Consider the following 24,356-nt stretch of genomic DNA (forward strand, 5'->3'; position numbering starts at 1 on the left):
ATGAAACGCATACACATCGCGCTGCTCCTGTTGTTCTGGGTCGCAACGACATTAGCCCAAACGGGAAAACTGACGGGCTCCGTACTCGACTCACTCACCAAAACATCTATGGAACTGGCTACGGTAAGTCTGTTCCAAAATGACTCCACACTCATCGGATACAAACTTTCCGATAAAGATGGCGTTTTCTCTTTCGATAAACTTCCTTTGAACAAACCGATGAAGCTCACTGTTTCCTATGCGGGTTACAAAGAATTCTTCACTACGGTAACACTGGAAAAACCATCCGGCGATACGCTGAATATCTTCCTCAGCATTAACGTAGATGACTCCAACGCCGTAATTGTTACGGCCGCGGCGCCTATCCGCATGAACGGCGATACGCTCGAGATCAACCCCGCTGCGTTTAAAATGAGGCCCGATGCCGTTGTGGAAGAATTGCTGAATGAAGTGCCGGGCATTACCATCTGGTCCGACGGTACCATTACGGTGAACGGAAGAAAAGTGCAGAACTTTTATGTGGATGGAAAACCCTTCCTGGGCGTTTCTGATCCCCGCTTCGCCACGCAGAACCTCCCCAAGAACGCCATCGAAAAGATTCAGGTGTACCAGGAATACGACAGGGCGAATATCGGCAGGCAGAAGCAACCGCAGGACTCCATACTCAACATGAACGTGAAACTCAAGGAGAGCAGCAAGAAAGGCTACTTCGGAAAAATGGGCGCGGGTTATGGCACCAGCGACCGGTTCGAATCGGACCTCAGCTTCCAGGTGTACAATAAAAGGAGCAGCCTGGCGCTGGGTGGCGGATACAACAATACCAACAAAGGCATCGGCAACCTGATGGACATGCTGATGACCAATACCTACAGGAATTTCAATCCAAACCTCTACAACGTCAGCTATTTTGGCGGGCAGGGCATCAACAAAAACCACTCCATTGGCGGTTTGCTCACCCATAATTTCATCGAATCCCAAAACAGCCGGGAACGCAACAGCGCCGTGTTCACCTACAACAAATCAGGAACGGACAACTATACCACGGATCTTTTGCTGCAGAACAGGACCACCGCGGCCAACCCCCAAATGATACGGGAAGAAGGCGTGCAATTTCTTAACACAGACCGGCACGACCTCTCCCTGAACTATGAAAAAACCACCGGTTACGACAACAACCTGAAACTGACCGGCACCGCGGCTTTTAACAAAGGAGCGGGCAACACCAACAGAACCACCACCGTGATGGACGCGGGCGGCGCACTGCAAAGCACCAATACCAACCGGTCCTTCCGGAACAGCAGAACAGACAACAGCGGAATGGAATTTTCCTTCTCCAAATCGGACGAGTATGATCCGCTGAAAGCGATCAATCTACAGTTGAATCTCCAACAGGGCAACGCCCGGGGCCAGACCGAGACACAGAGCGTATTCAACTCCTTCACCGATAATAGTACCGACACCTCTTTTGTGCGCCGGTACAATACGGACCACCAGACCCTGAACCTGGGCGGATCGCTGACTTACCCCGGATTGAAACGATTGCTGTTCGGCAGGTTCGACCTTTGGGGCATCAGCCTCGACTTATCCCAGTATTTCAACTTTAGCCGTTCAGCCGGCAACACAAGGGTAAGTGATTTCGACAGTACAAGCGGCGACTATATCGCAAACGGAGCGCTCTCCAACTTCAACCGGAACGAAGTATTGAAGTATACGCCCTCCATATGGGCATCCAAAGGCTTCAACAAATGGTCGGACAAATTCAACCGCTCCATCTCCCTGAACGCCCACGTGTACCAGGATTTTAATGCAGACAGAAATACTTCATCCATCGCCAAAAGAAACCTCGACCGGAACTTTCAGTTCTTTCGGTATGAAGGCACCGTGAACTACCAGTATTATAAAATGCAGCGATTCCTGTATTATTCTTCCCTGAATTTCAGCAGGGATTTCAGCTACGCTTCCATCGACCAGTTGTACACTATTGTAGACGACATCAACGCTTACCAGATCAGGGTAGGTAACCCCGGCCTGAAAAATACGGTAAACGACCGGTTGAATTTAAACGCCAACTTCAATACCCAGTCGCCAAAATCAAAATACAGTATAAACAGTTTTCTCAACGCCATGTACCTGCAGTCGCGGAACCCGGTCATCGACAGCGTGATCAATGATGCTTCCGGAAAAAGAATCTACTACTATACCAATGCGGGCCATAGTACTCAATTTTATACAAACTATAATTTCAACATCACGAGGAGGATACAGAAGAGTTCCATACAACTCTCGTACAACGGCTCAGTTAACCAGAGCAGGAACCCCAGTTATGTAGACGGGCTTTACACCATCAGCCAGAACAACAGCCTGAACAACCGCGTTACCCTGCAATATACCTATCGTTCGTTGCTGGTACTGAACCTGTCCCGGAACATGCAGCAGAACCAAACCAAACAAACGGCCGCGGGCCTCACCCCGTTCAAGAACAGCAACCACACCACCCGGGTGAGCCTTACCCTGAACCATCCCAAAAATTTCACGTTCAGCAGCACGGTAGACAACATAGAGAACTCCAGTCTTGAAAAAGCAACCGTACTCTGGAACGCCTTCGCTTCCTACCGTTTCCTGAACCAGCAGGGCGAATTGAAACTATCGGGCATGGACCTGCTGAAACAATACCGGAACATTTCAAACTACGCCAACCAGTTTGGCACCACCACCAGCGTTACAAACGGGTTACAGCAATACTTCCTGGTTACGTTCTCTTATTTCCCCAGGAAGTTCGGGAAAAGGGAAATCAAAAGGAGGGATGGGTAAACGGGGAAGGAGTTTCAGGGGGCGAGACCATTTCATCTTTACAGGATATTTGCTATTTTGTTCCTCGTCCACCCAACACCAGGCAACATGGCAAAAAAATACATTGTACTACTGTGCACCATCATCTCTATGGCACTGCTCTTCATTGCGGCCTATCTTTACCCCGGCGGTTCCATCCAGGATAAAAACTCCATTGGATTTATCTGGAACAGGAACTTCATCAGCAATCTCTTCGGAGAGAAAGCGCTGAACGGAGCGGATAATGCTTCGAGGATATGGGCCATCATCGGGATGGCGTTTCACGCCATAGGTAATGGCATCTTTTTTCTGCATACGGCGCAGAAAATGCCTTCCCGCCACGCGGCTTTGGTCCTGAAGATTGTGGGTTACACCAATATGCTGTTCAGCTTCCTGATTGTCACGCCATGGCACGATAGTATGGTAACGATCTCCAGCACGCTTTCGCTGCTGGGCCTGTTTTACATTACCGTATTCATTTTAAGAACGAAGCTGCACCTGTTGAAAGTCGCCTGTATACTTTTCATGTTGATGTTTTATTACACCCTGTTTCTATATGGTTCCGGCGATTGGATCATGCTGGCTATTATGCAGAAAGTATCGCTCATCTGCTCTATGATTCTGGTGTTGTGGGTGGAATATTTTACGAAAAAGGAAGATTTTATGGTGGGAAAAAAAGCAACCCTGACCACCGCCAATTAATCACGAAACACTATTGTTTAAAAGGCATACCCGCTCTTCTTTCCCCCTTTATAAACGCGGGCATTCCCACCATACGCGCCAACGGATGCACCTGGTGAATTTCGTAGGCATATTCAAAAAACATACTGTCGCAGGTTTGCCTGAAGTACAACTTGCTTACATCTGGAAAAGTCATCACGCCCGCACGAAGGTGGCGGGCCGTAAAACGAAACTCCGTGTTGTACTGTTTCCCGAATAGACTCAAATCCCACACCTGTACGGGCTTTGCTGTTGGTATATGGAAAGCGTCCAGCTGCTTGTTCCAATGAAGGAGGTAATGGTAGAATACCAATGAATCCGGCAGCTGCTTAAGGTCTGGCCGGGAGAGCACCCGCCGTTCTATTCCGCTATCCACCAGCGCGTAGGTGAGCCATCCCTCGTTTTTTAATTCGTTTAGCTCCGATTCCACGGCCCTGGTACTGGACAACAGGAGCGAATCCGGTACAACGATAAATGTGTTGGGTGCCAGCGAATCGTATTTGAGGATGGAAGCGCGGGCGGCTTCTCCACGCGCTTCTGTAGTTTCACAGGAGTTATCGGTACACCCACAGATCAGATGGAAACAAAACAGTAAAACAATGGATAAAAGTAAGGAGGCCCTGTTGAAAGATACTGAATGCGGCATAAGGTTTAAGTTGAACCATAAATGTATTGCCGAAATCTATGCTCAATTGTTAATCAACCTTAAACAGATTGTTAACACCCAAATGTACCAAAGAAAAACGGCCACCATCAGGCGGCCGCTTTCTTCTTCAAACCCTCACTCAATTCGCACCAATCTTCGTTACCACACTGCTTATTGTAAAACCTGTTCTCAACGTGCCCCCGGTATAAATGGCGCTGCTGTACAATCCATCCAGCAGGGAACCTGTTGCCGTTCCTCCTGTATACACCGAATAAGAAGTTCCGGCAACCAGCGCGGGAGAAGACAACACCACAGACTGGTATGCTTTGGCGGGCGCATAAGTAAGAATGTTAGTACCCGCCGCATTGCTGATGTTTACCAATGTGCCCGCTTGCAAACTGCTGCCGAATGTAACCAGCACCGATGGTTGTGTGGAAGTAGCGCCAGGCAGTTGCGCCATACCCGAACTACCCACCGCCAACAGGTAGCCGCCAGTCATCTTGAATGAATTGTCATAGTCAATCGGGCCATCCGCATTGGAAGTAGGGCCATCCACGATAATGGTTCCCCCGCTCATTTCGATGGAACCGTTCACATCCACGCCATCGCCACCCGCATTGATATAAAGGTACCCGCCTTTCATGTAGAGGTAGCAGGTGGCATCGGTGTCGGACGAACCGTTCAGTCCATCGTCTGTGGAAACAAGGCGCGCCTCGCCGCCCGTGATGGTGATCACTTCGCCTTCCAGTCCTTCCTCACTTTTCGTGATGGTTATATTCCCGCCATTAATGTTCAGCGCGGCATCCGCATGCAGTCCATCGTTGCCTGCGGCAAGGGTATAGGTGCCGCCATCAACAGTAACATTGTCGCTGCTTTTAATGGCTGAACCCGCTGAGGTAATGGAGAACGTTCCTTCTTTCAGAATAATGCCGCCTTCCGCGTCGATGCCAGCATCCTCCTTCGCGTTCACCGAAAGTGTTCCCGTTCCGAATACCGACAGGTTGGAGGCACTGTAAACGACGGCCTCCGAAGCGTTCCCACTGGCATCTGTAAGCGAAGATATGGTTCCCGGCATCAGGTAGAGGATGGTTTTCGAAGCGCTTTTCACCCTGATTGGCGCGTCGCCGGATCCGGTAACAGACGCGCCATCCAACATAATCTTCACCTTATCGGATGTGTCCGCGTTCACGACCAGTTGCCCCGACAACAATGTGCCCACCACCCGGTAGGTACCCGCTTCCGTAATGGTGGCCGTGGTACCACTGGCGGTGGCCCCCGTTCCTGAAATGGAAATGGATGTCTGATTCAATGTAATCACTGTGGCACCGGATGTATTCAGCGTATAATCATCATCTTCTTCCACGTTACTTCCCGGAAGGGTAACGGTTGTTTCTTCGTTTTCTTGCGAATCATCCTTATTGCAGGAACTGAACAGCAATCCTGCCTGCAGGAGAACCGCGCAAAGTATGGTTGTTCGTTTGTTCATGGTAAAGCGTGTTGTTTGTACGAAAGAACAACCATTCAGAAAAAGCGGGAATACAGTATCGGTAGTTGGGCCTAATATCCCGGTGAACGAAGGGGTACGCTTTAAATAAAACCCTTTGGTAACAAGGCTTTAACAAAAAAAATTCAAATATAGATAACATAGCCGGTCATCCATTTTGCATAGCTTTAACATTGTTAATACATCCTAAATCCATCCGATCGGAAATAGTATTCATGCTTTCTTTACAGCCACACCTATCAACAATGAAACGCATTCTTTTCTTTCTATGCCTTTGTTCCGCCATTTGTTCAACGGCTCAAAACATGGCTTCTGATAATGTAGCCCAGTTCGTGAATGTGTTCCTCGGCACCTCCGGCGACCACGGACAGCTTTCTCCTGCCGCATCCTATCCCTTCAGCATGATGAGTATAGGACCACAAACTTATCCGAATACCCATACGGGTTATGAATACAACGCTAAAAAGTTCCTCGGCTTTACGCACAACCGATTTGAAGGCGTGGGCTGCACGGGAAGTGGCGGCAATATGCTGATCAAACCATTCATTCCAAACAAAGAGCATATCCTGTGGAAGCAAACAGAAAAAGCAGCGCCAGGTTACTACAATGTGCAGTTCACCAATGGCATCTCCGCCGAAATGACGGTAGTGGAAAAATCAGGCATGCACCACTATACTTTTCCCGACCACCACAAAGGATTTGAACTGAACCTCGACCATACCCTTTCCAACCGGTTCGTAGCCGAGGAACATAATATTGATGGCAATTCTATCAACGGATGGATAGAATCCACCACTACATGTAACGCGGGTAAATACAGGGTGTATTTCGCCATGTCATTTTCAGAAGCGGTAGCCTGGAACAAAGTATCGGAACACCGGTATACCGTATTGCCGAAAACCGACAGCAAAGAAGTGTATGTAAAAGTAGCTTTCTCTTCCGTGGATGTTGAACACGCGAAACAGGCGTTGCCCGCACAAACCTTCTCCCAACTCCGCTCCGCTGCGTTTACTGCGTGGAACAATATGCTGGGTGCCATAAAAGTGGAAGGTGATCCTGAAAGGAAGAAATTGTTCTATTCATTGTTGTACCGCACCATTCAATCGCCCTACATTATTTCAGAAAAAGACGGCAGCTTCCGGGGCAACGATGGCACGCTGCAAAACTCAAAAGACACCATGTACAACGGATGGGCCATCTGGGACAATTACCGCACACAACTGCCCCTGGTCTCCATCGCGTGGCCACAACAGTTCCGGGGCATGGCCAACTCCATCGCCAACCTGTACCGCTTCGGGAAAAAAGACTACGCCACGCAACATGAACCTTCCAATACGGTACGCACCGAACACGCCGTAGTAGTATTGCTGGATGCTTTGCGCAAAGGGGTTTCACTTCCCTTCAACGCTATCGTGGACTCTATTGTGAAAGAAGTGTCCAACCTCGATTATTCCCGTCCCGATAAAGCGCTGGAATCCTGCTATGACGCTTGGGCGCTTTCCAAAATACTGGATACACTAGGCAGAAAAGAAGAAGCCCTGCTGTTCCGCGACAAGGCGTGGACGTACAAAACTTATTGGGAGAAGGATTTTAAAGACATTTCGAAACCCGACGTGGACCGCATGCAGGCCCGCGGGCTCTACCAGGGCACCATCTGGCAATACCGCTGGTTCGTTCCTTTCGATGTGAAAGGGCTGATAGAACTGGCGGGCGGCGAAACAACATTCATCCAACAACTAGACACCTTCTTTGAACGCGACCTCTACAACCATGCGAACGAACCCGATATCCAGGTGCCGTTCCTTTACAACGCCACCACACAACCCTGGAAATCGCAGGCACTGGTACACGCCTATGCCATTGATACCGTGGTGCAGTACTATTTTAACGACAACAGCCGCGGCATTGATCCCTTTGTAGACCGAATTTATAAGAATGAACCCAAAGCCTATATCCGCACTATGGACGATGATGCCGGCGCCCTATCGGCCTGGTTCATCTTCGCCGCATCGGGCATTTCACCGGCCTGCGTGGGAGAACCGGTATATTACCTGCATGCGCCGTTGTTTCCTTCGGTACGTTTTACCTGGGGCGGGAAAAAACCCTTCCATATTAAGGTAAAGAATTTTTCCGCATCCAATAAGTATATCGCTTCAGTAGTACTGAATGGAAAACGGCTGAAGCGAAATTATCTTTTGCATGAAGAGATTTTAAAGGGCGGAGAACTGGAGATCACGGTTTCAGAGGAACCGGTGAAGGAGGCTTTCGGGGAGGTTTGGGTGAGTGGGATGGAGTAGCTCGTACAACCACCCCAGCGCTGTGGAACCACGAAAGAAATAGCTTATGCGATAAGGGTAACACGCTGCATTTCTGTTCTGTTATTGGTTCCATCCAAGCGCTCCTACTTTAACGAAACGCTTTCTCCTTATCCTTAAACCTTTTGAAGGCAGATCTTGCCAGTTTGTCAAGACGTTTACTCTTATAAAAAGCTAAAGACTCATTCAGAGCCGCCTTCAGATTTTGCTCTTTATACAACATGGGTGGAATGATGGAATTATAAAATGCTTTGCCCAAGCTGTCTGCCTCGCTTGCAAAAGCGTCACTTCCAATCAGACTGAAATTTACACCTGGAGAAATGTCGCTTTTTTCTAAGTTTGGATGTGCCATTTTTATGGCAGCGATGAATGCTATATTTTTGTACGTTGAAATCCAATAGTCCTTTAGCGGCTGCTTTTTCTGAACCGAACAGCCAATTATTGTAAAAGACAATGCTAATAATATATATCGCATACTAAATTAATTTAGTTCCCAAAAATAAACCCTATATACGCCTCCATATTTACTTAGGTTAAAGTAACATCCATTTACACACTTTATTCCATCCCAGAAATCAGCGTGACCGCTTGCACCAAATTTTGCAGGATAATTTGGGATCATGATATAAATTCCTTTTTTGCCGGCAAGGTATGAATCAAAATTCTGACCAAATTCCCCGCCCTGAGTACCTGTTACTGTTAGGTATGTAGTAAAGGTTTTCCTCATCCATGCAGCTAAATCATGCGCACGATAAAAGTAATTTTTACCATCGGCTCCAGTTAGGGTCTTGTTACTGATTGCGGGTATTGTTATTCCGGAATTGTTTAAAGCCCGTGAAACTCGCAGCGCGCAAGCGTTACTAAAGCTTATGGGGTCTGCTTGATGATTAGCAAGAACCTGCCCTCCAATCTGGATATAGACATCTGTACTTAACATTGGTCCCCCGTTACTCCTTGGATAAGCTGCATCAAATTGTGCAAGAGTTGGTAGTTGCTGAGGAGGAAAGCTTAAAGTGGGATCATTCCAGAATTCGTTATCAAGATATTCCCCGGCCCCGTCGAAGCCCACAACAAATGGCGTCAGGTATTTATTTCTAAAAATCTCAAAATTTAGTTCTTCATTTTGCGTCAGGAACAATATAGCCCAACGACCAAATTCTTTCACACTTTCATCTTCTGTACTCATGTATTGCAGTAGTTGGGCTACTTCTGCTGGATGTTCATAAATCCAATTTGATTCTTCTGTACCTAGATGCATCGAAGGATCGGAATCCTGATTATAAAAGGCGATTAACCTATCGGCATCAGTTGAAAAATCTACTCCCCAATCTTGCGGAAGATCGTCAACCGGAAGTTCAAGTTCACTACAAGGAAGAATATACTCGGTTCCCGGTGGTGGCGGATCCGTGGGCACTTCATAGTTTGGATCAGGGTTGCAACTAAGCGGTGGATAATCTTCCCCTCCGGCGCCACCACCACCACCTGTTTCGCCTGGGGCAGGTGTTTCTCCCCCGCCATTATTTCCACCTCCTCCTCCAGATGGCGGATCTTCTGGAATTTCAGGACAGTCGATTTCGTACGTTAAAGTATATGAGATGTTTTCTCCTGGCTCAGGTTTTTGATAGCAATTACATGCATCATATTGCTCATAAGTATGCTCCATACAAGGACACTTTTTAGGTGTTTTGACAACAGTTATCGTTTGTGTAACGAAACAAAGGTCGTCTTCGTTCTCTTCAGGATCATCGTCCTCTTCCCAAGGATCATCTTCATTATTCATCCTAGTTAATGGTGCATTCAGAATTGGCGATTTTCTTTTATTAGTTGCCAATAGTTGCCCATCATCGTAGCTATATACTTTTTTTAGTTTCCCATCCCAATTTTTAACAAGTATGTTACCATCATATTTTCTAGACTTTCTTGAGAATATCCAGTTTTCGGATGGTTTCAACTGAACCCATTCCGTAACAATAGCATTCAAAGTGTCCTTATACATCAACATGTAATTTAGAAAACCGAAATGCATCATTTTCTTATTGCTCACCTGGATATAGCTTCCGCTCTTTTGTAATGGAACAATGACCGCAACGCTGCCTTGATGCATAATTTTTTTCCTGGCTGAATTCCAACGTGGTATTTTGTGACTTGAAAAACGTGCGGTATAAAGCGCGGATGAATTCTGATTTGATGAAGAAATAACGGACTCGAAATGCTTTTTAGCTTCCTCAATTGAAAGATTATGATTTTGAATTTTAATTGAATTACCTGGATCGGCTATTTTTTTGCAAGCTAGAAATAAAAATAAACTAGAAAAAAAGACAAAAACGGGTATGTTTTGCTTCATAAATAAGGTTTATATGGTAAGGGCTAAATGAAACAAGTTACCTTAAGACCTTCAGCTGATCGGTGCAGAAAGTGCATCAAAGTAATACGTTAAAATATAAATTATAGTCAATGTACCAAAATATCTTCGAAAGATTATTTTCCAATTTAGACCATGTCAAGTTAGCAATATAGATTTGGCATAATCGCTGGGTGTTTTTCGCGGGGCTGTTTACTTCTCCCGGCGCCCCAACGCTTCCAAAAAATAATAATCAGCATAATTGATCGGCACATCTATTTCTCCGTTAGAAGGAAGATTGCCCGTGCTGTGCACCAAAATAAATCCTTTGTTTTCGCCTATTGGTGAACGGTAATATTTCATAAGACTGCTCATTATTTTATCCGCGTACTTCCTGTACTGCTTTCCATTTTTGCTGTACCCGGAAAGTTCATATAAACCGGAAGCCATTACGGCGGCGGCGGAAGCATCTCTTGGGGCATTGGGAATATCGGGCGCGTTAAAGTCCCAGTAAGGAACGGCATCTTCGGGCAGGTTGGGATGCGAAAAGAAGAAAGCCGCTATTTTTTCAGCCTGCTGTAAATACGTTGGATCCTTTGTTTCACGGTAACACATGGTATAGCCGTACAATCCCCAGGCCTGTCCGCGGGCCCAGGCGGAAGTATGCGCGTGGCCCTGGTGGGTATTCTTCTGGAGAACGGCGCCGGTAAGGGTATCGTAATCTATGACGTGGAAGGAACTGTTATCGGAACGGAAATGATTTTTAAGCGTGGTGTTCGCGTGGCTTACCGCGATGTTATAGAAAGAAGAATCCCCGGTTAAGCGGGTGGCGGCGAAAAGCAGTTCAAGGTTCATCATGTTGTCGATGATCACGGGAAACTGCCATACTTCCTTGTGATGATCCCAGGAGCGGATGGCGCCCACCTTCGGATGGAAGCGGGATGCGAGTGTTTTCGCGGACCGGATGAGCACATTTTTATAAGCGGTATCCTTTGTAAGCGCATACCCGGTACCGTAACTGCAATACATTTTGAACCCCATATCGTGGGTGCCCGCGTTCCATTTTTCCTGCTCCAGGAGCGCTGTGTATTTTTCAGCCTGTTGTTGCCAAATTTTATTTTTGGTGAACGCGTACAACATCCAGAGTTCCCCGGCGAAGAAGCCGCTGGTCCAGTCGCGGGAAGGCACCAGTTTCAATTCGCCGTGTTCGTAGGTGCGGGGCGCGACGAGATTGGGCTTTGCGACACGTATCGCTTCCGTTTCTTTCAGCAATAACAATGTTTGTTGTTCCGCTTCGCGGATGATTTGCTTTGTATTGATCTTTTGCGCGGCAGCGGAAAATGTTAGTACAACTGAGGCTACCGTAAGTATTTTTTTCATTTGAATGGTATGAATGATTAAAGCCATATCAGCGGGTGACGAACAGGTAAATTTCTGATCACTTCTTTTTCAGACGGATTATGTTCCAGTTTTTTCCAGGTGTTCAGCCAGTTTTTTTCACCGAAAGCGTTGGCGCCAAAAAGCAGGAAGGGCTGCGCCACCGGCCATTGGTTCCAATACATCACATCCTGCGGATAGGGCCATTTGCTTTTATCGGCCATAAAGGGATACAGAAAACTGATGCCTTTCCTGATGTTCTTTCCGTCCGCTGTATGATGGTTCCAGAGCTCATCCTCCGGCGTCGAAAGCACCTGGCAGATGGTGGCCATGGCATCCAGGTTAAAAATAGAATAGCCGTAAGGTTTGGTTCTTTTCAGTTCCAGCGGAAAGCTGCCATCCTGCTCCATTTGAGCGGGCAGCAATACATTTTTGTACCGGTCCATGCAGAAACGCATCACTTCGTTGTTGCCCGTGAATTTCGCGAATACGGCCGCCTGCATCACCCAGCAGGTGCCATGGTTGTTCTTCGCATTCATTTCATCGATCCCGTAAGGGTGTGTGCGGAGCCACTGAAGGTACCGGGAGAACCATTGCTGAAAACCGTAGTAAGTCTCTTCATCCATTGCGGGATCATCGCGCATCACGTACAGCGCCTGCGCCACTTCCATGAGCTGAATGGCATCAATGATGCCTATGCCCCTTCCTGTAACCCGTCCTTTGATGGCCTGGGCATACAGTAACGAAGGATACATGTATGTTGCCGAATCGGAGAACCAGGCCCGCGCGTGTTTCACGGCATGGACCACATATTCCGTTCGCGGCGCAATTCTGTACGCCGAAGCCAGCGATCCCAGTACCTTGCTGAAGCGGATCATTACTTCCCGGTGCTTTGTAAAATTATCCGGGTTGGAAAGACCATCCTTCTGAATGTACGGGCTATCAGGCGAAGCCGGATCCGGCCACCAGTAATCCCCTTCGGAGAAAAAATCATGGGGGCCACCGGCGCTTCGCACGGAGCTGTGGGCCGTAATGGTAACGGGCTCCAGTTGCAGGGCCGCCGCCGCATCTTTTAAGACCTGCTTTTGCAGTGTTTCGCGCGCCGCTTTATAAACAGAATCTTCCCTTCTTTCTTCCTCTTCCAGCTGCGCCCTGTATAAGGAGGCTGGTGTAAGTCCGGTTTTATTCAATCCTTCCCATTCGCCGTTCAGGCGGCCCTTTAATCTTCCTTCATACCGTGTACCTTTTAACCCGATGCTGTAATTGTACCCCGACACCCAGGGGTTCTGCACCGCTGCTTTGGGGGCCGTGCAATGCCACAATACCTGCGTAACTCCGGCCCATCCGTGCCCCGTTCCCCAGTTGCCCCGGTCCTGGATATTTATTTCGCCATCGGTAACAATGTTGTCGTACAAAGTACCCACGGCCCAGCGGTGGTGAGGACCAATATCGGCATGGGTGTTTTCCGCCTTGCAATGGAAAAACACGTTGGGACCGCAAACACGGGCACCGGTCACAAAATCATGACGTCCTTCGGAGGCGTAACAATGTTGCACAAGGTGGTACTGTCCGTCGTTGTTGAAGGAATACCTTCTGCCCCCTGTGATTGGTGATTTCGGCTCCAGTGAGCGACAGTATTGTACCGTGAAGTTTTTGGAGAGATGACCGAGGTCCACACACGAAAACACAAAATGTTTCGCGGTTACATATTGCACCCAGCCCTGTTCAGCACGGTTCACATACACAGCAGTGCGCGCATGTTCCTCATCGGTAGCATGGGCAAATTCAGATACACATGACAAATGCTCCACCCCAACCTGGCTGATCCTCCCTTCAAAACTGTATTGGTATACTTCGCCGCCGCCGAATTTTTCTTCCAACGGCATCATCAATGGTGCATCAATGGTGATCCTGTCTCCTTCGATGGCCGTGATCGTTCTTTCAAAATGGAGGTCATATTCCGCGGGTGCCCATTGTTTGGAGGTGCTGTCCCGTACCGCGATCTGGTCCATCTTCAAAGCAGATATCCATGCTTTTGTTCCCGGACGGAACACGACGATCTTATCGTTCACCTTCCAGCCTTCCGTTGATGAAACCCGGAAAGTAAATGTGCCCGTTGGCAGGTATTTGTCCAGGATGCGCCTCCGCGAACCATTAATTTCTTTGCGCGCACCCGAACCGTTGATGGAAACGAGGTTGCGTTGCTCCTTTCCCGTGGCCAGCAGGATCGTTTCTTCCCCTTCCCCCCGCAACACTACACCGCTTGCGGCAATGCGGACCGTTCCGGCAATGGGATAAGTTCCTTTCTTCAGCAAAAGCGCTCCACGAAACCCATGTGTATCCAGTGGCATAGAGGCTATTTCATTCAGGGCCCGCTGAATATGCGCGGTATTGTCTCCTTTTACCGGTGTAATTGTTTTTACCGTTGGCACAACGGGAATATCTTTTCTATTGCCCGAATAACCGACGGCACTAAAAACAGGAATCGTATTCCCATATTGATCGGGCGTGTATTTTAAGTATCCTTCTTTATTGAAGTAAACATGTTTGCTGCTCCAGGATTGCGGGAAAGCCTGGTTGCAGCAAAAAAGGAGCAATAGTATAGCGCAAAACGTTTTCATGTACGATCCGATTTACAGGGAAAGAAACACGGTCCCCAATTGTGTGTTGTGGGCGGCTACTACGTTCTTCCCTTTGTTTTTCTGAATAGAGATGACTGCCCGCCCGTTATACGCCTGTACCAATCGTGCGCCGGTGGCCGTACCAAGGTTATCGGCCAGCTTTCCGTTGCCCGCCAGGGAAAACCGTATGTAATCAGCGGCATCCAGACAAAGTATCCCGTTGGCGTCCAGCAGTTTTACCTCTACGGTGGCGCTGTCTTCCGTTTCTGCAATTTTTGTCAGTTGCAGGTGCGCGGGCTTGCCCCAGGTTTCCGTTTGGTAAATGAAACTGATGCTATCCGTTACGGTTTCTTTTCCTTTGACAGCAATTACTTTCACTTCATTTTTTCCGGGCTGAAACTGTGCGGACCAACGCAAACCGGCTGCGGGAAAGTCACTGCTGTTTCTTTTCTTTTTTCCCAGACTCTTTCCATTCAGGAACAATTCCGCGGCCTCGCAATTGGAGTAAACTTTCAGCATTTTCAGTTCTTCTTCGTTTCCCCAGCGTACCGGCCACGAATGACCGTAAATATGCGCCATGGGTTTTTCGGTCCAATACGATTGAAAGATATAATAACTTTCTTTCTTCGACATATCCCTTCCCAATACGCCTTTCTGGTTTACGTATGGTACCGGGTTCTCGGGTCGGAGCGGCGTGGCGAAATCTTTGAACACCCACTGCGCGGTGCCCGTGAGCCAGGGCATGGTTTCCTGTTCCTTCAGGTGCCAGTCGAAAAGGTTGGCGATATAACTTTCGCTCCAGTCCCCATCTTTTGAAACGCGGGCCCCGCCGCCATACAGCGAAGCGTCTCCTGTTCTTTCATCGTTACCCTGACCCGGTTTGATCTGTTGCAAAGCATTGTCGGGGTTTTCCGCGTGCCTGCCCTGGTGACTATCACCGCCCCATTCCACGTGCAGAAAGCGGTTCACGCGGTTGAACTCTTTTTCGGAAGTGGCTTTATATTCAGTATAAATACCACGGTACCATCCCGCCCATATCGAAGGAGAATATACATCCACGATATCTTTGCAGAAATCACACCTGCGGATGGCCGTTAGTCGTGAAGGATCCAGTTGGTGAGCAAGATCGTGCAGTTCCTTCATGAAAGCACGGATTTTAGATTCGCTGAATTCGGGAAAATCGCCGGGCCAGTCGTTCTCATTGCCCATACCCCAGATGATGATGGCCGGGTGGTTGAAATGTTGTTCCACCATATTGGTAAGCATACGTTTCGCCTGCGTTTGGTACACTTCGCCGCCCAGCCCGCCACGGCACCAGGGAATTTCTTCCCAGACCAATATGCCCAGGCTATCACAAAGGTCCAGTACGATCCTGGATTGCTGGTAATGCCCCAGGCGGATGAAGTTCACGCCCATTGCTTTCATCAGCAGCATTTCCTGCCTTATCATAGATTCAGTAAGCGCCGCGCCAACACCCGCGCCATCTTCATGGCGGTGTGTTCCACGCAGCAACAATCTTTTCCCATTCAGGAGGAACGGACCTTTCGGAACAAATTCCGCTTTCCGGAAACCGATCTTCTCTTTCAGCGCATGTTTCGATCCGTTATAACTCACCGAAACTTCCACTTCATACAAAGCCGGCGCATCGGTGCTCCAAAGCAAAGGTTTTGAAACGGTAAACCCCGTGAGCGCTACGCTCCCTTCTTTTACAGGCACCTCAAGTGCTTGCTGTTGCAGAACCTTTCCTTCCGGGGAACGCAGCAGCACCTCCACTTTTGCATTCCCTGAAATGCCGGGAGCATAAAACCGACCCTCCAACTGTACTGTTGCTTTATTCAACTTCGCATCCAATACGGGTTTCGCGAAAATTCTTTCTATTGAAACTTCCGGTACATAAACCAGGTTCAGGTACCGGTAAATACCGCCGTACACCATAAAATCCGACATAGAGGAAGGAATCATTTCCAGGTCTCTGGAATTGTCCGTGCGGATGCTCACGGGTATCTTGCCCCCAAATTGTTTCCTGCATATTTCAGTGGAAGAAAATGCCTGCACCGCATCGGTAATATCGACTGTGAACTCATCGTATCCCCCCACATGCGCACCCACTTTTGTGGTGTACACATATACTTCGGTTTTTTGTCCGGCGCCTTCAAAATGCAGTAAGGTCCTTCCTTTCGAATAGGGATTACTGATAGCAAGTTGTGTTCTGTACCATGCCGGACCCTGGTAATAATTGTTGTCTGGGTCCACTTCATTTCCTTCGGAAGAACAATGTGGCAACCCGACATTTTTCCACAACGGTACACTTTCGGGACTACCTTTCGCCACCGGGCGAACGGCTTCCCAAATGCCGCCCAGGTCCTGGCGGAGGAATTCCCATCCGGAATTCAAACGGGTGGAAACCTGTGCTTCAGTGAAAAAGAAAACGGGTAAAAGGAACAGCAGGCAAAGCAATCTCTTCATCAATATAATTTTGTGACCCGGAGGGCATTGAGTATGGGATCGCCTTTTATGGCGCGGAAGACAATATGTATGCCTTCATTCCCGCTCACCTCGCAAGTGGTCGTTTTAACAAGGGCCGCGCCAATTCCCACTTCCGCCACTATATCGAGGGAAGGAAGAAAAAGCACGTTATTGACCAATACATCAAAAATACGGGGGGATCGTTGCTCCGCAACGGGTGAATATTGCAGGTTGTAAACAAGATCAAGCGTTTGAACACCGGTGAAGTCCGCAAAATGAAGCGCGACCTCATATTTCCCCGGCGGCACATCGAGCCGGAACGATTGAATGCCCGTTAACTGGGTCTGGTAAACGGGATCATCTTCGGTACCTGATATGTTTTTATCTGTTCCATAAGGCAGACGATTGTTCCCGGGCATCTTATAAGGTGTTCCGCCAATGTAACCGAAGCTGCCTTTAGCATAAGGTTTTGCCGGAATCCAATTGGTTTTATTGGTTTCGTCAATGTAATAACGATTACCACCCAATAAGAGGTTTACTTCGCTAAAAGGAAGGTCAGCATGATCTAAATTGAACGGGACCGCGTTGAAAACGATACGCTCCTGGTCGCTGAAGCGTGTGCCGTTCTTTTCTCCGTACACCAGTGCTTCATTTATTCCGTTCCGGAAGGGCAGGTTCCAGGAGCAGGTGAAATCCGTCACTTTCTTTTTGCCCATTTTTTTCCCATTCCAGACGAGCTCCAGGGAATCGAGGTTGCTCGCCACTTCCAGCGGCTGCATACTTATTGCTGTGGCGCTATCGGTTATGCCCGTACGGTATTTCCAGGTACCGGACATGATTTTCAGGTAAGGCGTTTTTTCCAGCGCCGCTTTGTAAAAGAAATAAGGATCTTTTGGTGTACGGTCCGTTTGCAGCAATCCTTTGTTGTTGATGTGCGGCATCGTTTCCCCGCGTGTTTCAGAATTAAAATCGGCCAGATTCCATATCATGGCCGCGGCCACATAGGGACGATTCATCATTTCGCGCAGGTAATACTGGTGGAATGCGGTGGTATATTCCACGCTTTTGTCGAAACGGACAGGCTCCAGGCTCCTGATGCGGGGGTCAGCATCAGCTCCATATTCGGTTACCAGCAAGGGTTTGTCGGGCAGTTCCTTCCTGTGCCTCTCCAGGAAGGCCGGGAAAGCGGTGAGGTTACCACCATACCAGCCGGAATAAAGGTTCCAGCCCACCAACATCGGAATTTCGGTTAATCCTGCACGTTTGTATCCCTCAAAATCACCGTGGTGGGCCAGCATGGTGTAACGATAGGGATCATTTTTCCGGAGCGTGCTGTCCAGTTTTTTGGCGAGCTGTGTAATATGGGAGACATAAATCCTTTTTCTGGCGGTATCGTTATTGAAGCGTGGCTTCAGCAAAACCTCATTCATAGAGGCCCAGATGATCACGCTGGGATGGTTGGTGTTTTGCGCCATCATTTCCTTCAGCATGTGTATCGAATTTTTGCTGAACGCTTCGGTTTCACTGATTTCGTTCACGATGGGGATTTCCACTGAAGCCAGAATGCCCAGGCGGTCGCAGGTTTCCAGCACCGCTGCATGTTGCGGGTAATGCGCCACGCGCAAAAAGTTGCCCCCCATTGCTTTGAGCAAGGCCACATCTTTACGGGCGAGCGCTGCCGGAACCGCATTGCCCATTCCGGCATAGTCCTGGTGCCTGCTGGTACCGATGAGCTTTAAAGGCTTCCCGTTCAGGAAGAACCCTTGCGCCGCATCGAAACGGAACCACCGGAAACCAACCGGCGCGGATAACCTATCCAGGATTTCCCCCTGCTCCGTTTGTACAACGGATTCTACCCTGTACAAGTAAGGATCATCTGTACTCCAGAGGTGCGGTTCCTTCAAGGCAGGAAGATCGGTTACTAATCCAATTTGCTTTCCAGGCGGGAGTTGTATACGCTTCGCATAGGAGGATACTTTTTTCCCCTGCGCATCAAAAAGTGTTGTTACAAGGCGCAGTTGCTGCGCCCGTGCAGTTGTATTGGAAATGGCCGAACGGATGCGCAAAGTCGCGCGATTGCTGTCCACTTCGGGTGTTTCCACAAAAAACGTCCTGGACCCCAGCAGCGTATCCACGGTAAAATGAACTTTGTTCAGTGCCAGCAACCAAACATCACGGTAGAGTCCGCCGTAAAATGTGAAGTCTGCAGATAAAGGCGGAACCGTCTCATCATGGGCATTGTTCACCTTCACCAGCAGTTCCGCTTTTTTTCCGTCCAAAAACCGGGATACGGGCATGAAAAAACGGGTATATCCCCCGGTGTGTTTTCCCGCATACTGACGGTTAATATATACGTCCGTTACCTGGTTGGCACCTTCAAAAAAAAGGAAGACTGCTTTATCGCGCCAGGAAGGATCTACTGGAATGTATTTTTTATACCATCCGGTACCACGATGGTAACCTGCCGCATCATCCAGCACGTCTGTTGTGTTCCAGGTGTGCGGCAGGTTAATGGTTGCCCATTTCATCGTGGCGTTGGACGGAATGGGTGCTGCAAGGGTATCATTGGAGAACAGCCAGCCTTCATTCAATCCTTTTGTAATTCCCGGTTGGCCGCGAAGGCCGGAAACGAGCAATACCAGGGCAAAAGAAAGCTGGTACTGTAGGGTACTTTTCTTCATGAACACTCAATAACCTGGGTTTTGTACAAGGTTCTTGTTCTTACCCAGTTCAGTCTGCATAATCGGGAACAGGTAATTGGCGTCTTTGAAAACGTGTTGCGCGTTCACATTGATGGGCACTACTTCATAAGTATATGTGGTAGCGTTTACCCTTGTCACTTTCATGGCCTTCATGGTCACGTTTTGTGTTTCATGGGCAATTTTCCAGCGGCGCACGTCCCAGTAACGGTGGTCCTCATACGCCAGTTCCACCATACGTTCGTTCTGGAGCACAGTGCGCATTTCAGCTTTTGTCATGTTGGGTTTCAGCCCGTAAAGTCCGTCAGCGCCAGGTATAATACCCGCGCGTTTGCGGATCAGCTTCAGTTGTTCATACGCTTCGGCGGTATTGTCCATTTCATTGCTCGCTTCGGCGTAGTTGAGCAGTATTTCCGCGAAGCGGATCAGCGGCAAACACCGTTCTGTATTGGGGCCGGCGTTGCCTGCGGTATTGTCGTCCATCATTTTCCGCCACCAGTAACCGGTAGACCAGGCCACGGTTCTGTACCCGTCGTTGGGTGCGCCATCGTAGGTGTAGAGCGGCGCTTTGTTGCCCGTGCCGGAAGAATACCAGAGTGTGCCGTTATAGATAAAAGTGTAATTGAACCTGGGATCGCGGTCCACGAAAGGATTGTTGGGGTTATATCCCGAAGTGGGGTCGGTAATGGGTTTTCCGTTTTTCATACCGAATGCTTCGGCCAGGTTCTGAGAAGGCGCGGTTTGCGTGGTGCCGTTCGTTCTGGACCTGGGCAACGCAAATCCTTCCATGGTTTTATTGGGTGTTTGCATGCCGGGAAGAATGTATTCCGTGTTTTTCCGCAGCAGGAAAACCCGTGAGAATCCATAGCCCGGGGCGGTGGTATTGTCTTCGTACAATGCGTAGTGGTTCAGGTCAATCACTGCTTTGGCGGCATCCGCGGCTTTCTTCCAGCGTTGCTGGTCGAAGGCTGGGTATGCGGTGATTTTTTTCAGTTCCTCATTTTCAGCCACGCTGCCTCCGTTAAAAAGCGGACTCGCGGCGTACAACAACACCCTTGCCTTCAGGGCCAGACAGGCGCCGCGGGTAATCCTTCCATAATTAAGCGCATCGTGTTCCAGCGGAAGATCGTTGGCGATGGCATCCATTTCTCCGGTGATATAATCCACGCATTCTTCGTAGGTATTCCGTGGCATATCGATCTGGTCAGAAGCATCAAATACCCTGTCGCCAATCAGCGGTATGCCGGCGAAATTTTTGAGCAGGATAGAATAGTACCAGGCGCGGAGGAAACGGGCCTCGGCTTTCACCTGTGTTTTTAACCCAGGTGAAAGCGGGGAATTTTCCACGTTGGCGAGGAATACATTCGCGCGCCGGATATTGGTCCAGGGCCGCCACCACATGTATTCGTATGGTTGTGTCTGGGCGGCGTTCATGGTACCGTTGAACAGGAACACAAAAGGCTGTGTGGCCCCACTTAACCGGTGCACGGCCTCGTCGCATCCTTCCGCGGTACCCGCGCTGATGTTGCTTGCATAGGTATAGCGGCGGTAGCCGAAAGAGAAAGCGATATCGCTGTAGGTGCCGATCAGGAACTGGATGGTACGCGCACTGTCGTTGAAGGTAGTGGCGGCGTTCAGGTCGGTATTCGGCTTCACATCCAGCAGGTCCTTCTTCTCGCAGGCGCTCAATACCACGAGTGCCGCGACAATGGTGATGGAAAGTAATTTTTTCATATCGGAATCATTTTGAAGTCTGGTGAATGAAGTGGTTTAGAACGTGATCTGCAATCCGAGGTTGATCACTTTCTGCACGGGATAATCGCCCCCTTCGGTACCGGAAGGTGTTTCGGGGTCCACTTCATAAATATTCTTTTCCTTCAGCATCCAGGTCAGCAGATTATAGCCGCTTACATAAATGCGTGTACCCTGCAACGTGAGTTTGTTCATGAGCTTTTTAGGAAGATCATAAGAAAGCTGCATGGTTTTCACGCGGAGGTAATCGGTTCTCCGGAACCAGTAATCGGAGGGATAAGCGGTGGCGTTGCTGATGGTGCCCACGGTGGAGATGCGCGGGAACGCGGGGTTGGCCGAATTTTCCGGTGTCCAGGCCTGGGCATGAATTTCGCGCAGGTTATTGGAGAACGGGTTGATGGATTCTGCCACTTTCCGGTTCGCGAAGTTGAGCGCGCTCTGCATGGTGAAAGAGAAGCTCAGACTCTTGTACCCGATATTACCTGTGAACCCGAGGATGGTATTGGGAAGGTTGGGATATTTCAGAATACGCTGGTCGTTCACATCAATGATATTGTCGCCGTTCAGGTCCGCGTATTTGAGGTCACCTGGTTTTGCGACCGGGCCCGAGAACACGGGACTTTTCGCGATATCGTCTGCATCCTGGTAGAAGCCGATGAAAGTGTAGCCGGGGATGGTGCCCAGCGGGTTACCCGTTCTGTTCAGCCAGGGGAAAGCGGGTTGCGCCTCATCCATGTACAACACTTTGTTCTTCGCGACTGAAATATTGGTACGGATGGAGTACTGCAGGTTGTTGTTGATCTGATCAGCATAAGAGAGTTCAATTTCAAACCCGCGGTTCTGCACTTCTCCCAGGTTCACGGGTGGCAGGTTAACCCCCAGCAAAGTGGATACACTGTTGCGCTGGATGAGGATATCGTAACGGTACTTATCGAAATAATCCGCGGTGATGCCGAGTTTACCCTGGAACATTTTCAGGTCAACACCAATGTTCCATTGCCTTTCTTTTTCCCAGGTCACATCATTGCCGAGGATGTCTTCCACGATACCGCCGATATTGTTGCTGATTTCCCCGATAGAATACGACCCCGAATTGATGTAACGCGGCAGGTACACGGATTGCGCGCCTGAAATGGCCAGTTCATCCGTACCGGTAACCCCGATGGAACCACGGATTTTAAACAGGTCCACGAAGCTGATGTTGTTTTTGAAGAATCCTTCTTCAGCAACGTTCCAGCCCACGGATACCGCCGGGAACCAGGAGTAGCGCTTCTGTTCGGAGAAGCGGCTGCTGCCGTTGTAACCGGCATTCAGTTCCAGGAGGTATTTCTTTTCATAATCGTATCCCGCGCGGAAGGAATACCCGCGGAGGTAATAAGGAAGCGCCGTTCCGGCGATCCTGGAGGTTTGATTGAAGAGGGCCAGCGCGTACACTCTTTGTCCGCCGAAATTGCGGTCGTAGTTCAACGCGCCCTGCAGGTTGAGGATTTTAAGGGAGTTGGGACCATCGGCGTAATAACCGAGGTTCAGTTTTTCCACCCGGTAAATATTGGGGTTCCAGGCGGCGTAGGTTTCAGTTGCCGGATCATACCCGAAAGAAGGAAACTCGGTGCGCGTAAGGCTGCGCCAGAAGCGGAACTGCGCGTTGTAGCCCGTTACAAAACGCGCGGAAAGGCCTTTTGTAACCATATCCAGTTTCTGGATGGCGCGCGCGTTCACCGTAATGTTGTTGTCGTAAGAACGGTTGTAACCACCCAGCGCTATCCTTCCGATGACGTTGTTGGAATAGTTGCCCACCGCGGGATTGGAACCGTAAGAGCCATCCGGGTTGTACGGATTGTAGGCAAAAGGCGGCAACTGGTTGTAATCGCTTATTTCGAAAAAGATGTTGTTCCGGTTGTTCCTTCCGCCGATATTGGGCTCGTTCCTTTCAGAAAAAGTTCCGGAAAGGTCCATATTCAGCGTTAAGGTTTTTGTGGCCGTAAAATCCAGGTTGGAGCGGAAGTTGTACCGTTTGTAATAGTAATTGCTGTTGAGGTCTTTATCCGTAGTGAAATCTTTGATCATCCCGTTCTGCCAGAGATAGCCCGCTGAAACGAAATACTTCGCTTTTTCAGTACCGCCGGAGATGTTCATGTTGTTATAGGATTGAACGGAGAAGTCGCGCAGCAGCAGATCGGCCCAGTCGATATTCGGGTGGGTATAAGGTGCAGTACCGTTTTTAAAATGTTCGAGGTCCTGTTCGGTGTAGAACGGGGGCAGGCCATCGCTTTCCAGCGCTCTGTTCCTGATGAGTGCCACGTTATACGAGTCAAGGTATTTGGGCAGGTAAGTTGGTTGCTGGGCCGCGTTTTCGGAACGGAAGGTCACCCTTGCACGACCGGTCTTTCCTCTTCTTGTAGTGATCACAATTACGCCGTTGGCGCCTTTGATACCGAATACCGCGGTGGAAGCGGCATCTTTGAGGATGGTGAAATTTTCGATCTGGTCGGCATCAATATCGCTGAGGTTACCCTGGTATTCGAGGTCGTCCAGGATAATCAACGGCGCGCCGGCATTGTCGCCAGAGCCCATGGAACTGAGTCCTCGGATCAGGATGCGGCTGCCGTCGCCTCCCGGCCTTCCGGACCGTTGCTGGGAAACGATACCTGGTACACGACCTACGAGCGCGTTCTGGAAACTGGCCGTAGGTGTTTGCCTGATCTCATCGCCGCTGATGGAGCTTACGGCCGCGGTATTGGCCACTTTGGTGGTTTTTCCATAGCCGATCACCACTACATCTTCAAGACCCTTGGCGTCTATCTCCAGGGTGATCTGGACATTGTTCCTGCCCGAAACGTTTAGTTCTTTACTGAGGTAACCAATACTTTGCACCACAAGGGTTCCTTTTCCCCGCAGGGTAAGGGAGAAATTCCCGGCCGCATCGGTTACCGTACCGTTGTTGGGTACATCTTTTTCAAAAACGGAAGCGCCTTCCACCGGCCCGGCGGCGTTCTTCACGGTACCTGAAACGGTTTGCTGCGCATAAGTGGCCAGCGCGCCCAGGCATATCGTCAATAATAAAAATAGTTTTTTCATACAGCATT

The 24,356-nt window shown here is 49.2% G+C and carries 13 protein-coding genes; 3 read left to right on the forward strand and 10 right to left on the reverse strand.

All coding sequences use genetic code 11. The features are described from left to right. Both M4J38_RS05520 and M4J38_RS05525 read left to right on the forward strand, forming a co-directional pair. On the forward strand, positions 1-2,811 hold the full coding sequence (locus M4J38_RS05520) for a TonB-dependent receptor (RefSeq protein WP_251758536.1): 2,811 nt from the start codon (positions 1-3) through the stop codon (positions 2,809-2,811). Between the two features lie 87 nt (positions 2,812-2,898). After that, positions 2,899-3,531 (forward strand): hypothetical protein, encoded by a 633-nt coding sequence (locus M4J38_RS05525; RefSeq protein WP_251758537.1) that lies wholly within the window; start codon positions 2,899-2,901, stop codon positions 3,529-3,531. Positions 3,532-3,541: 10 nt separating this feature from the next. On the opposite strand, the gene M4J38_RS05530 is transcribed toward M4J38_RS05525, so the two are convergent. Together M4J38_RS05530 and M4J38_RS05535 are read right to left on the reverse strand one after the other, a co-directional pair. After that, positions 3,542-4,195 (reverse strand): hypothetical protein, encoded by a 654-nt coding sequence (locus M4J38_RS05530; RefSeq protein ID WP_251758538.1) that lies wholly within the window; start codon positions 4,193-4,195, stop codon positions 3,542-3,544. A 139-nt stretch (positions 4,196-4,334) separates the two neighbouring features. Beyond that, positions 4,335-5,681, reverse strand: coding sequence for a carbohydrate-binding domain-containing protein (locus M4J38_RS05535; RefSeq protein ID WP_251758539.1), 1,347 nt, complete (start codon positions 5,679-5,681; stop codon positions 4,335-4,337). A gap of 323 nt (positions 5,682-6,004) precedes the next feature. On the opposite strand from M4J38_RS05535, the gene M4J38_RS05540 reads away from it, so the two are divergent. Next, complete coding sequence (locus M4J38_RS05540; RefSeq protein ID WP_251758540.1) at positions 6,005-7,996, forward strand: glycoside hydrolase domain-containing protein; 1,992 nt, start codon at positions 6,005-6,007, stop codon at positions 7,994-7,996. 109 nt (positions 7,997-8,105) lie between these two features. Here M4J38_RS05540 and M4J38_RS05545 read toward each other — a convergent pair whose 3' ends face one another. The 8 genes from M4J38_RS05545 to M4J38_RS05580 form a co-directional block, all read right to left on the reverse strand. Next, positions 8,106-8,489: a hypothetical protein gene (locus M4J38_RS05545; protein WP_251758541.1), complete on the reverse strand. Its 384-nt coding sequence runs from the start codon at positions 8,487-8,489 to the stop codon at positions 8,106-8,108. 6 nt (positions 8,490-8,495) lie between these two features. Further along, positions 8,496-10,358 carry a type VI secretion system amidase effector protein Tae4 gene (locus M4J38_RS05550; RefSeq protein WP_251758542.1) on the reverse strand — a complete coding sequence of 621 codons (1,863 nt, stop codon included), beginning with the start codon at positions 10,356-10,358 and terminating at the stop codon, positions 8,496-8,498. Between the two features lie 210 nt (positions 10,359-10,568). Next, positions 10,569-11,735 (reverse strand): glycoside hydrolase family 88 protein, encoded by a 1,167-nt coding sequence (locus tag M4J38_RS05555; RefSeq protein ID WP_251758543.1) that lies wholly within the window; start codon positions 11,733-11,735, stop codon positions 10,569-10,571. 17 nt (positions 11,736-11,752) lie between these two features. Then, positions 11,753-14,353, reverse strand: coding sequence for an alginate lyase family protein (locus M4J38_RS05560; protein WP_251758544.1), 2,601 nt, complete (start codon positions 14,351-14,353; stop codon positions 11,753-11,755). Positions 14,354-14,365: 12 nt separating this feature from the next. Beyond that, positions 14,366-16,819: a glycoside hydrolase family 2 TIM barrel-domain containing protein gene (locus M4J38_RS05565; protein WP_251758545.1), complete on the reverse strand. Its 2,454-nt coding sequence runs from the start codon at positions 16,817-16,819 to the stop codon at positions 14,366-14,368. Beyond that, positions 16,819-19,500, reverse strand: a complete 2,682-nt coding sequence (locus M4J38_RS05570; protein ID WP_251758546.1) for a glycoside hydrolase family 2 TIM barrel-domain containing protein — start codon at positions 19,498-19,500, stop codon at positions 16,819-16,821. Before M4J38_RS05570 ends, M4J38_RS05565 begins: the two co-directional genes overlap by 1 nt. 6 nt (positions 19,501-19,506) lie before the next feature. Beyond that, positions 19,507-21,252 (reverse strand): RagB/SusD family nutrient uptake outer membrane protein, encoded by a 1,746-nt coding sequence (locus M4J38_RS05575; RefSeq protein ID WP_251758547.1) that lies wholly within the window; start codon positions 21,250-21,252, stop codon positions 19,507-19,509. A 36-nt stretch (positions 21,253-21,288) separates the two neighbouring features. Further along, the gene (locus tag M4J38_RS05580) at positions 21,289-24,348 is read right to left on the reverse strand and encodes a TonB-dependent receptor (protein WP_251758548.1); all 3,060 of its coding nucleotides are present in this window, start codon (positions 24,346-24,348) and stop codon (positions 21,289-21,291) included. Positions 24,349-24,356 lie beyond the last annotated feature (8 nt).

Source organism: Parasegetibacter sp. NRK P23 (assembly GCF_023721715.1).
GTDB lineage: Bacteria > Bacteroidota > Bacteroidia > Chitinophagales > Chitinophagaceae > Parasegetibacter.